Origin of the sequence: Sulfitobacter noctilucae (assembly GCF_000622365.1) — a bacterium.
GTDB classification, from domain to species: Bacteria; Pseudomonadota; Alphaproteobacteria; order Rhodobacterales; family Rhodobacteraceae; genus Sulfitobacter; species Sulfitobacter noctilucae.
Genome location: NZ_JASC01000007.1, coordinates 1 through 12,322, shown reverse-complemented (window position 1 = coordinate 12,322; position 12,322 = coordinate 1). Strand labels below are relative to the sequence as shown.

Annotated in this window: 13 protein-coding genes; 5 read left to right on the top strand and 8 right to left on the bottom strand. The window is 55.2% G+C overall.

Annotation, left to right across the window (positions count from 1 at the left end; translation table 11 throughout):
- Positions 1-987 carry an AAA family ATPase gene (locus Z945_RS0105735; RefSeq protein ID WP_025051158.1) on the bottom strand — a complete coding sequence of 329 codons (987 nt, stop codon included), beginning with the start codon at positions 985-987 and terminating at the stop codon, positions 1-3.
- A 230-nt stretch (positions 988-1,217) separates the two neighbouring features.
- Between Z945_RS0105735 and Z945_RS0105730 the strand changes: the two genes are divergently transcribed.
- Complete coding sequence (locus Z945_RS0105730) at positions 1,218-2,036, top strand: hypothetical protein (protein WP_025051157.1); 819 nt, start codon at positions 1,218-1,220, stop codon at positions 2,034-2,036.
- A gap of 17 nt (positions 2,037-2,053) precedes the next feature.
- Entirely contained in the window at positions 2,054-2,674 is a 621-nt protein-coding gene (locus Z945_RS0105725; RefSeq protein ID WP_025051156.1) for an RES family NAD+ phosphorylase, read from the top strand.
- 128 nt (positions 2,675-2,802) lie between these two features.
- Here Z945_RS0105725 and repC read toward each other — a convergent pair whose 3' ends face one another.
- A complete protein-coding gene (gene repC, locus Z945_RS0105720) occupies positions 2,803-3,996 on the bottom strand; it encodes a replication initiation protein RepC (protein WP_025051155.1) in 1,194 nt (397 codons plus the stop codon).
- Positions 3,997-4,851: 855 nt separating this feature from the next.
- Positions 4,852-5,445: a hypothetical protein gene (locus Z945_RS19400; RefSeq protein ID WP_052862614.1), complete on the bottom strand. Its 594-nt coding sequence runs from the start codon at positions 5,443-5,445 to the stop codon at positions 4,852-4,854.
- 521 nt (positions 5,446-5,966) lie between these two features.
- Between Z945_RS19400 and Z945_RS0105710 the strand changes: the two genes are divergently transcribed.
- Positions 5,967-6,629, top strand: coding sequence for a L,D-transpeptidase (locus Z945_RS0105710; protein ID WP_025051153.1), 663 nt, complete (start codon positions 5,967-5,969; stop codon positions 6,627-6,629).
- Between the two features lie 39 nt (positions 6,630-6,668).
- On the opposite strand, the gene Z945_RS20820 is transcribed toward Z945_RS0105710, so the two are convergent.
- The gene (locus Z945_RS20820) at positions 6,669-6,938 is read right to left on the bottom strand and encodes a hypothetical protein (protein WP_081780957.1); all 270 of its coding nucleotides are present in this window, start codon (positions 6,936-6,938) and stop codon (positions 6,669-6,671) included.
- Positions 6,939-7,186: 248 nt separating this feature from the next.
- Between Z945_RS20820 and Z945_RS0105705 the strand changes: the two genes are divergently transcribed.
- Positions 7,187-9,517 carry a heavy metal translocating P-type ATPase gene (locus tag Z945_RS0105705; RefSeq protein ID WP_025051152.1) on the top strand — a complete coding sequence of 777 codons (2,331 nt, stop codon included), beginning with the start codon at positions 7,187-7,189 and terminating at the stop codon, positions 9,515-9,517.
- A gap of 66 nt (positions 9,518-9,583) precedes the next feature.
- Positions 9,584-10,093, top strand: coding sequence for a L,D-transpeptidase family protein (locus Z945_RS0105700; protein ID WP_037970676.1), 510 nt, complete (start codon positions 9,584-9,586; stop codon positions 10,091-10,093).
- Here the strand turns inward: Z945_RS0105700 and lspA are convergent.
- The 4 genes from lspA to Z945_RS0105680 form a co-directional block, all read right to left on the bottom strand.
- Entirely contained in the window at positions 10,084-10,536 is a 453-nt protein-coding gene (gene lspA, locus Z945_RS0105695) for a signal peptidase II (protein ID WP_025051150.1), read from the bottom strand. The genes Z945_RS0105700 and lspA overlap by 10 nt on opposite strands.
- A gap of 25 nt (positions 10,537-10,561) precedes the next feature.
- Complete coding sequence (locus Z945_RS0105690; RefSeq protein WP_025051149.1) at positions 10,562-11,344, bottom strand: ZIP family metal transporter; 783 nt, start codon at positions 11,342-11,344, stop codon at positions 10,562-10,564.
- Positions 11,345-11,370: 26 nt separating this feature from the next.
- A complete protein-coding gene (locus tag Z945_RS0105685) occupies positions 11,371-11,820 on the bottom strand; it encodes a DUF411 domain-containing protein (protein WP_025051148.1) in 450 nt (149 codons plus the stop codon).
- Between the two features lie 3 nt (positions 11,821-11,823).
- The coding region (locus Z945_RS0105680) for a M23 family metallopeptidase (RefSeq protein ID WP_025051147.1) at positions 11,824-12,322 on the bottom strand (499 nt) is incomplete at its 5' end.

The following is a 12,322-nucleotide window of genomic DNA, read 5'->3' as shown; positions in this document are numbered from 1 at the left end:
TCACGCTTTACGGGTTAGTTTCCGGATGCGCATGCGACGTCGATCGGCATATCGAATGGCTTCCCTAAAATGCTTTTTTGAAATCGTTTTGCGGCGGGCCAGCACCGCAAGCTTTTTGGCCTGATTGCAGATTTTTTCGAGCTCTGCGTAGGAGTAGTCAGTTGTGCTCTGGACCATATCTTCGATATCGAAGTCCAACTTGGCGTTCTTCATCGCATTGACGAGGTACTTCCGGGTCATGGTTTCATCGGGATGGTCAAACCAGACAACTTCGTCAAACCGCCGCCAAATTGCAGGGTCAAGTTGGTCATCGAGGTTCGTGGCCGCAATAAGAAAACCGCTGGGTTGGATCTGATCGATGAAGATGAGCAGGGAATTGACGACGCGTCGCAACTCGCTGTGGTCGTTTCCTTCTGCGCGCGAGCTGGCAAGAGCGTCGAACTCGTCAAAGAAGAGGACACACGGCTGACGTCTGGCGAATTCGAAGGTCTTGCGGATGTTAGTCGCGGTCTCACCTAGGAACGAAGAGATCAGACGGTCCAGCTTGACGTGAAAAAAGGGTAGCCCCAGCTGTCCTGCAAAGATCTCGGCGCAGAGAGTTTTTCCAGTACCTGGCGGACCGCAAAAAAGGAGCTTGGATCGCACTGGCAAGCCGTTCCGTTTGATCATGTCACTCTTGCGATACTCATCGATCAGGCCTGTGAACAGGCTCACGTTTTCGATGTTGAGCTGGATGTCTTCGGGGCTAAAGCGCGGCTCAACCCGCTGGATGAACTCGTTGGCGTCATCTGGGAAGGGCACCAATCGGCTGAGCTCTTTGGGCCCAACGTCGCTGGACAAACCGTCCAGAGCTTTGCGCAACCCTTTGGCAAGCACGCGGTTGTTCTTGTTTTCTTCTTCTTTGATGATCTGTTCTACGACGGCGCGAAACTCATCGTCGCGTCCGTAGTTGAGCAATAGTTTTTTCATCAATTCACCACGTGCCATTCGGCGACCTCCTGGGACTGAGTGTAGCGTGGTTGAGCTGATCCGACCACCAAATATCGCGATTTTACCGGTACGTTATGGGGTCTGTGGCATCTTGCACGCGGTGCTACATGGTTGTGTTGGAGACGGCCAGGGCTTTCATCTCAGATTAACCGACATATATTACATATAGCCACAAACACTATATGTGCTATATGGTGGTCCGGTTCGACTTGTGATGGAGAAACTGCATGGTGAAGAGCGAGCCACATTTCGCAGTCATGGACGGAGGCAGGGTGCGTCCACTCCCGGCCATCGAACATGATGATGCTTTGCGCAAGGCACTTTTCCAGGCCATCCAAGCGTGGCGTAACGCTGCAGCCCATGATGCAAGCCGCACTCTTTGGCATGAACCTGGTGCACATTATGTAATTGTACCAAGCCACGAGATGAAGGACCACGTGCTTTTGTTCAGCGACGGCGTCGTCTGCAAATATGCCGCGCAGCAAAAGTTGCACGAGAGTGGCGGATTTGACAGTTGGATTCACTTCCTGTCGGTGATGCCTGACCTTCCGATGAAACTATCTGAACGGGCAGCTGAGCTGAGCGAAGATCGTATCCAATCGCTCTTGGATGTGATGATAGATGTCCATCCGTTTGAACCTATTGAGGCGAGGATCGATGCAAAGAATGCCGAGCTTCGGGCAGAGTTTCTACACGATTTCCCGGTTCTCGATAGCACTGGCGTGCATAAGTTGGCGGGTTTGAAAGGCACGAACACGTCGCAAACAGTAAACACATGGCGGCAAAAGGGGCGGATCCTCGGCATTTTGGTCCAGGGTAAGAATGCTTACCCGAGGTTTCAGTTTGATGCCGATGGTCAGCCATTGGCACTGATGGAACCCGTTCTGGGTGCCTTGCCGGCATCGTTCACAGCGTGGCAGCGTGCATTTTGGTTTGTCAGTCCCAAGGAAACGCTTGACGGGAAGACACCGGCGGAAGCGGTGAGGGCAGGGGATGACCGGGTCGTCGAGACGGCACGCGTCGCCGGCGAACTTGTGGCAGGATAAAGAAAGCCTGCACGAGAATGGACCTGCCGAAGACCACGATTGCTAACAAGCTCCATGTTTGCCTGGAAGACACACGTCTCTATCGTGTGCATGATGAGCGGTTCGACGGGAACAGCTTCAATCCCTGCATGGGCGATGCGACACGATTCACGCATCTGCATGCCGAAAATGGCGACTGCATCCCGACGTCTTATGCGGCCACAACCCTTGACGGAGCGGCTTTTGAAACGGTCTTTCGGGGGATCCCAGACAAGTACCAAGCTGTGCCAAGGCAATTGCTTGATGATCGCATGATCAGCATCGTTCAGCTCCAACGATCCTTGCAGTTGGTGCCGCTGTTTACGCCAGAGTTGAAGGCTTGGAACCTCAACCAAGCCGAGGTATTTGCGCCGCATAAGGACGTCTACGATTTCTGCCGAGTCCTTGCCTTCCAATGCTGGCGAGACAATCCAACGGCGGATGGGCTCATCTGGTCGTCGGTTCAGGACAGCGGCGCTCATGCGATGCTGCTCTTTGGTGACCGATTGCAAAGCGAGGAGCTCGCGGTGATATCGTCCCGCTGCGTACGCACAGATCCGACGGCGCTTGACGATTTGGAAAGTGCTGGCGGCCGGGGCAGCTGGTTCATCTCGAAATAAGCCAATCCGAGGCCAAATCAGGAGTTCTGACGCCGATCTGATTGCCCGCAACACATGCTTTCGGTCACCAGCGCGACGAGAGAGGCCCAGATTTTGGCCAAAAGCAGCGGATTTGATGCCGTCAGGGATCACAGCCCACGCCTCCGATGCAAACCGATCAAGCTGCCGATGATGTTCAACTTGCCGCGGTTGTGTGCTTTGATCATGCCGCGCAGCGCACCTCCGGGATTATGGACCGGGCTGGTCGGGTGATCGCGGTTCGCATCAAGTAAGAGGATGCAGATGGCAGCTTTGGTCCGTCCCATCCTATCGCAGGCCGCAGCCCAAGCTGTGATATTGATCCCAAGATGTGGAACCCTGGCAGCCGCTGCCTCAACAAGCGCGTATTCCGGTCGCTCGCCACTTCGCGCTTCCATTTCCATTTGGAATTCGGCGCTTGCCAAAGAGACAGCGTGCGACAGTCCGTAGTATCCCGAGAAAAGTCCTTGAAGTGCTTCGGTTTCCGCCTGAAACTCTTTTTCTTTGTAATTGTCGGGGCCGTTAGGTTCCGACAGATTTGAATCAGAGTGCGCGGGCTTGCCCGCGCTCCGCTTATTCTCGCTTGCGTTACACTCTTCAGAATGAATCTGGTGAATGTCTTCTTGTATATAGGACCGGAAGGTTTCTTCCGGTTCACAGGAGGAATCACTATGGTTTTCTATCCAATCCATAAGTCTTGTGCACAGATCAGTGGCCTCTTCGAGGTGCTGCGAGAGCTTCGCTTCGCCCAGTGAGAGAAGCGTGTCTGTGCGGGGCCAGGTGGCTCGCTCATGGATCATCGCTTGGATATCGTCCGAGAATTGATCGTTCTCTGAGAGCCGGGCAAGCTCGTCGCGGAAGGTTGCGAGACGTACACTTCGCATGGCCTTGAGCTGTTTCATGCGCTCAAACTGGGCCTTCCTTGCTTCTCGGATGTCCAGGAACTCCGTGAAACGCTCGATGAGCGGTGTCAGGACAAGACCGAGGCCGGCACTGCCGTAACGACTGCCGTTGGCAAGCGTGCGACGCTGAATGAGCCCGTGCTTCTGCAAGGTCTTCTCGTGCGACCGCAATTGGCGGGTCGAGATCCTCAAGCGTTGCGCGAAGGTCTCCTGGCGCCCATAGAAAATGGGTTCTTTTTCTGGATCGACCCAAGCGTCCTGATCGGTGCTGCCAACCATACGCGTGAGAATATCTGTCAGTCGGGTGCTGAGGCCGATGTCACGGCCCACGTCAGCAATCAGCGCGATCACGTCACGCCGGGAATAGCCCTGTGGAAGGGCGGGGTGAGGTTCTGTCCTCATTGTTGTCACTCCTTGTCTCTGCTCGATTGACAAGGCGGCGGCAGGCAAATCTTCTCTGTTCGCATAAATGCGTTTTTTCTTGCCTGCATGATTCAAGGGGACTATGATCTATCGTGTAGATTGCGATGTCAGAGTTGGCGCTCTGTGATCATAGCTCCCCGGAAGGTCACCGCCTTGCGGGGTTTTGCTTTTCTAGGGTTCAGTTTCTCCTTCGAAGTATCGGCAGAAAGATGCTGCCGGGTTGTTTGGGTTTGCACCCAGGGTTGGTCCAACGTGGTTTCGGTGGGCCAATCCAAGATGCACTTCACCTGTTCGCACGAATGCGTTTTTTCTTGATCGAACTGTTTGGGAGGTGCTAAAACCGCAATCAGATATCGGATTGTTTGGGAAGTTGGCGCTTCCTGGTTCTTGACCCCCCCCCGTTAAGGCCTCCGCCTTGCGGGGGTTTCGCTTTCTGGATGTCTCGAACCTCCTTCGAATCTGTTTCAGTCTTGTCTCAGCATACAACACCTCGACCTCTGCGGCAGAGGTTTGTCTAGGTCTTGCGTCTGGGGCTAATTCTTGTGGTTTCATCAAGAGTTAGGCCGAGATGCAAAGGCAGCGATCGCACAAATGCGTTTTTTGCTTGCCGTATCGATGTCTTGGGTGATAAAACCGGACTTGAGTTACAGAGCCTCTTCGGGATTGCCGTCCCTAGGTCTTATCAAACCCCCCGCTAGGTTGCCGCCTTGCGGGGGTTTGCTTTTTTAGCTGCTCGCTTGCCGCCCCCTTTCGATTCTTATTTTGTCCCACAGGCATACTATTTATAGGTGCCCGCCGTAAATACGGTTTTGTCGCGCGTGTGAGTCACCACATCTAGTAGTTCACCTGCTCGAAGCCGTAGTTGCCCTCGTAGTCGCGCCACTCAACGAACACCGACCGATGGAAAATTCTCGGACAGGTGCTGCCGAACCCTGCTGTGCCCACATGGGCATCGGGCAGGGCGGCAACGGAGCTTCTGGTCCAGCGAAAGTCGCCTTGGGTTCCATAGGTGCCTAGCCGAATATTCTGTGTTCGGTTGCAATCACCGTCGCGACCGGATTCATGCTGCCGCACGTAGGTGGCATCGAAGACACGGATCGAGCGAACAAAGTTGAACTCGGACCCACTGATGTCGATATCCGCTCGATCTTGCACAAGTCGCATCGTGAAGCCCTCGGGCAGTGGAGCCGCATTGCCACCAGTCAGCCGAACGACTGCGGGTTGCGGCTCCATTGCGTCCGTGAGTGGTGGCGCTTGAAAGGTCGGAGCGGGCGCAGCGGCCATCCGACCATCAAGCCCGGTGATCGGGTTGCTCGCGTCATCAATGGGGAAGGATTGCAGCGGTGCGGACTGATTCAATTCGAGAAGGATTTCATATATCCGCTCGCTGGTCAGTGTGTCGGGGTCAACCGTGTAAGCTGCACCCATGGGGCACCGCCAGATCTGTAGCGGCGGCTCAACGGGCCAGGGAGTGATGCGGCGGATAAATTCGGCTCGCGCTCTGGCGCATGGCACAGATGCGGGCCAACCGCCTGAGAGACAAAGTAGGATTGCGCAGTCGATCTGGTATGACTGAGCCTCGGCGCGTTGCGGTGTGGCGGCGAAGGTTGCTGCTGCCAACGCTGCCACGGTTAATGCTGTATTTCTGAGTGTTTTCATCATGTGGCCTCCTTGGGTGAGCACGGTGAAAAGCGCGATACAATACTGCATTATTGGCAAATTAATACGGTATTGGCAATTTCTTTATTTGAAGATAGGTGACGTGTCGCACGCCTGCTCTGCCGATGCGGCGGGGTTATCGAATTTTGCACAGTGAACTGGGCTCCATACACATACTCGTGTGCCGGTATTTTTGCCTTGAACCTCTAGTAGGTGTAGGTTGTACAATCTAGTTCCTAAAGGTGCCTTTGTGCCTGCCTCATGATTACTACCACGGAGACGAGTTTAATATGTTGACAAGACGGCATTTCATCGCGACCGGCGCGGCCCTGTTTTCAGCGCCCATTTCAAACCCTGTCTTTGCCAATACTTGGCCCACTGCGTCGCAAAAGGCGGCTTGGGATGCGCAAGTAACGCCCGCGAATTTCGACCTTGAGACTTCCAATCCCTGGGGCGTGCAGCCTCGGTTCCTGCCCCGACGGGTCGAAGCCAATGCTGGTTTGACGCCCGGTGACATTCACGTCGATGCAGTGGCACGATACCTTTACCACATCGAAAACGGTGGCACGGCGATGCGTTATGGCGTCGCAATTGCCCGTGGCAACCTCTATGAGCCGGGGACATATACGATCCGCCGCAAGGTTGAATGGCCGCACTGGACGCCAACCGCCTCGATGATCGAGCGCAATCCCGAATACGCCGAGTTTGAAAATGGTCAGGAGCCAGGACCAAGGAACGCGCTTGGATCACGCGCACTCTATCTCTTTATAGGTCAGCGGGACACATATTTACGCATCCACGGCACACCGCAAGCCAGGTCAATTGGCGGACGTGCCAGTTCGGGATGTGTCCGAATGGTCATGGCGCATATCAACGAGCTTTATCCCAGGGTCGAGATTGGCTCCACCGCGTTTTTGTATTCTGCGGAAGAGAGCGTGACAACACGCAGCTAAGCCTGAATTAAGGATAACTTCTGCTTAGAAGCTGAAGAGCTACGCCGCCGGTTGGATGCAAATCGGATTGCCGCGAGCAGTTCTGAGCGGCAAAAGTGTCGTCTCCACGGGACCGGAATGCATGTACCAATAGCAATTGTCTTCTGGGCGCAGGCGTGCGGTTGTGATGTCTTGGTTCGGTGCAGCAAGTGCTACAACTTGTTCCGGGACCGGCGGAAGTGATGCCGAACCTTGTGAGTTCGAGAGAGATTCTGAACAGGCCCCAAGCGCCAAACCGATAGAAAGAAGAATTGCGCTTCGCGTATACATAAACTGCCAGTCCTGATTTTTAGATTATTTTGGTGTCTCTTGGGCCTATTTCGCATCTGACGATAAATGCTGCAATGCGCGTATGAGACTTCCTGAGAAAAGTTGCCAAAAGTCAATGGTTTCAGCTCAAACCGGGCACAATCGAGTGATGTCGAACTTTCCTGTCTCATGCCCGGATTTTTTCTCTTGAACCTCTAGTTGCTGTAGGGCGTATGCCTTTCGCACAACAGCGAATCCGAGGATAATCCATGGCACATGACGGTGTTCACGACGCTCACCAGCACTCACCTGATTCACAGGTTAGGTCTGGGAGTTGCTGCAGCGGGAAAACCGTTGAGCCAACACAGGTACAGGTCTCAGATGGTAGAAGTTTTCACGTCAGCGGTTTGGATTGTGCTGAGGAAGTTTCAATTCTGAACCGGGTCGTGGGACCGGAGGTCGGCGGCGCGGAGTATCTGGCCTTTGACGTAATCAATGCGCGAATGACCGTTTTGGAAGGCGGGAAAAACCCGTCTTCGGATCAGATCATTGATGCCGTTGCGACCACCGGAATGACAGCAAAACTCTGGGATGCCGAAGACGCCAGCGCGGATCAGGCCGCGCATTTGAAAACTCAAAAGCTCTTCACTGCGTTGAGTGGTGGACTTTGGGGCGCAGGCTTTTTGTACCACATCGTCGAGACTGGGATCGGTGGTGCCATTGGTATTTTCGCTGGTCATCGCGAGTCCGCGATGCCTCCGGTCGAAGTCGCTCTTTTTGCTGGCGCAATACTATTCGGCGTTTGGTTGGTTGCCCCCAAGGCGTGGTCCTCTGCGCGCCGGTTTTCGCCGGACATGAACCTGTTGATGGTAGTGGCTGTGGCTGGTGCCATCGCGCTTGGGGAATTCTTTGAGGCCGCAACGGTGGCCTTCTTCTTCTCACTCTCGCTGTATCTTGAAAGCTGGAGCGTTGGGCGGGCGCGCAATGCTGTCTCAGCGCTTCTCGATCTCGCACCTCCGACAGCCCGGATACTCTATGACGATGGCTCTGAGGACGACGTTCCAGCAGCGGCTGTGGCTGTTGGTGCGAAATTCATCGTGCGCGGTGGGGATCGTATTCCACTCGACGGGGAAGTTGTCGAAGGGGCAGGGGCCGTAGATCAGGCCCCCATTACGGGCGAAAGTGCTCTTGTACCAAAGGAAGCTGGCGATGATGTGTATGCTGGCACGATCAATGGTGAGGGCACTTTAACTGTGCAGGCAACGAAAGCCGCCTCCGACACAGTCTTGTCCAAGATTATTCGCATGGTGGGCGATGCTCATTCGCGCCGGGCAGAAGTAGAGCAATGGGTGACAAAGTTCGCCCGTGTTTACACGCCGGTTGTTATGGCAGGCGCTATTATCATTGCTTTGGTCCCCCCGCTTGTCGCGGGCGGCGATTGGGGTTTCTGGTTCTACAACGCGCTGGTTCTACTGGTGATAGCCTGTCCTTGCGCACTCGTTATCTCAACACCGGTCTCCATCGTTGCGGCCCTTGCCGCATCGGCGCGTAACGGCGTGCTGATCAAAGGCGGTGCCTATGTAGAGGCGCCCGGGCGCACGACTGCGCTGGCAATGGATAAGACCGGCACGATCACTATGGGGGAACCTGAAGTCGCTAAGGTCTACCCCATTAGCGAAACATCGGAGCGCGATCTCTTGATGCGAGCAGCTGCGCTGGAAGCGCGATCGTCACACCCGCTTGCCCGGGCAATACTCAGCCGTGCCAAGCAAGACAGCCTCTCCTTTGTAGCCGCTGACAACACCCGCACAGTCCCAGGTCGCGGGCTTGAGGGAGAGTTGCAGGGTCAGGTTATCTGGCTGGGATCTGACCGCTTCGCCGAGGAGAAAGGTTTCGGCAGGGCAATCTCAGCAGAATTGCGTGATCGCATTGAAGGAGCGGGCAACACGCTTGTGGCCATCGGCGACGACCATGGGGTTAACGGTGTTCTGGAACTGCGGGATAGGATCCGGCCCGACGCAAAGAGCATTGTAGCCCGCCTGCACGCACAAGGAATCAAGAAGATCGTCATGCTAACCGGCGATAATGCGGCAACGGCAAAGGCTGTGGCTACCGAAGTGGGTATAGACGAAGTGCGCGCCGAACTCCTGCCCGAAGACAAGGTTACTGCAATCGAGGAATTGGTCGCGCAATACGCCACCGTCGCGATGATAGGGGATGGCGTTAACGACGCTCCTGCAATGGCGCGCGCGCATTACGGCATCGCCATGGGGGCGGTCGGATCGGATGCGGCTATTGAGACGGCTGACATCGCGCTCATGACTGACGACATCGGCAAAGTGCCATGGCTGATCGGTCATTCCCGCCGGACCATGTCAATCATTAAGCAGAACATCGGTCTATCGCTTGCGACCAAGGCCGTCTTCGTTGTGGCAACCGCCTTTGGCATGGCTTCAATGTGGGGTGCAATCGCCGCTGACGTCGGGGTGTCACTGCTTGTCGTGGCCAATGCTTTGAGGTTGCTACAGGCGCGAGACGAGCCTGCCGGGGAGCGGATGGGGGGCAAAATTGCGAATAAGGCGTTGGCGCACGAACATTGATCGAGCACTTTTGATACGGTAACAACATATTGTAGCAGACCTCGAACAAAGGGGCACTGAGCAGTAATGATTGAAAAATTTTCGAGACGGATCTTTTGTTTGAGCGGCATGGCCGCTTTTCTTTCCGGGTGTGCGAACAAATTCCGCTCATATAGTGGGCCAGAGGTCACACGACTTCGCCTCTACAAGTCGGAAAGACTGTTGGTACTCGATGGCGTAGAGGGTGTGTTGCGCACCTATCCGGTCGGGCTTGGCTTCGCGCCAACAGGACACAAGCAGTTTGAAGGGGATGGGCGCACGCCCGAGGGTGCTTACACTATCGACCGTCGAAATCCTGACAGTCTATTTCACCTGTCCATCGGCATCTCTTATCCGAATGACGCAGATCGTGCTTTTGCCGCAGCGCGGGGCCTATCCCCGGGAGGCGATATCTTCATTCATGGCGGTCCGCGACAGGGAATTGACCCGTTGGACAAGCGCGATTGGACAGCTGGGTGTATCTCGGTAACAGATCGGCAAATCGAAGACGTCTACGCGATGGTGCGCGACGGCACGCCCATCGACATTTACGCTTGACGGAGTGATTGCAAAATCGGGGCCAAAAGCAGAATTGCGACACCACTGACGACAAAGACATCCGCCAGATTGAACGCTGGCCAATGTAGGTCCCCGATGTAAAAATCCAAAAAGTCTGTCACCGCCCGAAACCGTATGCGGTCCATGACATTTCCAAGCGCACCACCGATGATCACCCCGTAAGCAAGGGCCTCATGCTGACTGTTCGTTCGCAATAGCAACACCACCAACCAGCAGCATATGCTAAACGCAAGTAGCGTCAGTCCCCACCACGGGACACCCGCAAGCATCCCAAAGCTCACGCCATCATTTCGAACAAAAACGAGGTCAAACCCGGGAAAGACCTCAATCCCCTGGGCGAGCGCCGAACCGTTCCCTATCACGATTATCTTTGTGACCTGATCTGCCAGAAGTGCGACTAAGGCACTTAAGATTCCGACCATATTGGTCCGTATCATCTTCACCGCCTCAACCAAGCCAGACGTCCAAAAACAGCATGATGACTAAGCCGATCGCAAGGCCAAGCGTGGCCTTGTTCTGGTGGCCACTTCGGTGCGTTTCGGGGATGATTTCATGGCTGATGACATAAAGCATGGCACCAGCGGCAAACGCGAGGCCCCAAGGAAGAAGTGGCTGTGAAAAAGTGATAATTCCCGCACCAAGCAATCCACCGATAGGCTCTACCATACCCGTTAGCGCGGCAATGCCCCACGCGCGGCCTTTGGAATATCCTTCGCCGAGAAGAGATACCGCCACGGCCAAACCTTCTGGGGCGTTTTGCAAGCCAATGCCGATGGCAAGCGGCAAACCACCAGAAATGCCTTCCGCACCAAAGCCGACGCCGACCGCGAGTCCTTCGGGGAAATTGTGGATCGTGATGGCAATGATGAACAACCAGACGCGTCGCAGCGACGCTGCTTCAGGTCCTTCACGACCAGAGCTGAAATGCTCATGTGGCAGTTTCTCGTTCATCAATGCTACTGCACCCATTCCGAGAAGAATGGCCACGCAAACAATGGCTGCCGGAGCTGCCTCGCTCACATACCGCAACTCAGCCGCATCAAGTGCGGGAATGATCAAAGAAAAGAATGACGCTGCCAGCATCACTCCCGCCGCAAATCCAAGTGACAGGTCACGCGTTGCGCGTGAAGGAATCCGCCCAAAGAGCACGGGTATGGCGCCAACGGCTGTCAGTGATCCAGCGGCCAGACTGCCCAGAAACCCGAGCATGATGGGGGAGATAGTGTCCAATTTTGATTCTTTCGTAATTAATCGTTTCAGTTGCCGGGATAGCTGGAAAACACTTCCGTCGATCCATCGTTGTTTATGAGAAATACGTCATAGGCATCACGCCAACGGCTTTGATCCATACCGGGAGAGCCGAGCGGCATTCCCGGGACAGCGAGGCCGACAGCGTCCGGACTTTCGCTCAATAATCTGCGAATATCAGCCGCTGGCACATGGCCCTCGATCACGTACCCCTCGATGAGGCCCGTGTGACAAGACACCATGCGTTGCGGGACACCGTTGTCTAGTTTGAAGCGGACGAGAAGTCTGGCAAACATGTCCTCACCGGAAGGGGCAAAACCGTTCTCTTCAAGGTGCTCCATCCATGCAAGGCAGCACCCGCAGCCATTCGTCTTTTTGACATTGATTGGCGTCGCTTGGGCCAACGCCTGTGTAACGACACCGAGTAAGAAAGCAGTTGCGAGTGTAAGTTGTCTCACGATCTAGAGCCTTTCTGACGTCACGGTAGCGTCGCCTTGATCTTGCAATATTGAAAACTGTGCGCGGCTGTCTTGGAGGCGCACCAAAACGCCGGTGTCGGTCCCTGCTTCGCTTGCCGCTTCGGCAAGCCGTTCTTCCGACATCGGATCCGTCGGTCGCCCATCCACGCGCACTTCATAGTGCAGATTTGGACCGGTCGCAGTTCCTGTAGCACCAACGCGGCCGATACTGTCACCAGCGGCAACCCGATCCCCGACTGCGAGACCTTCAGGCACAGAACTCAGATGCGCATAGCGCGTTAGGGTGTCCGAGCCATGGGCTATCTCGATTACGCGACCGTAACCACCGCGTCGCCCGATAAAGGAGATGCGGCCTGGCGCAGTTGCATAAACCGGCGTCCCATGCGGAGCCGCGAAATCTACCCCTGTGTGCATGCGCACGTCTCCAAACACAGGATGCCTGCGATTGCCGTAAACCGAACTTAAGCGTGCGCCCTTTACC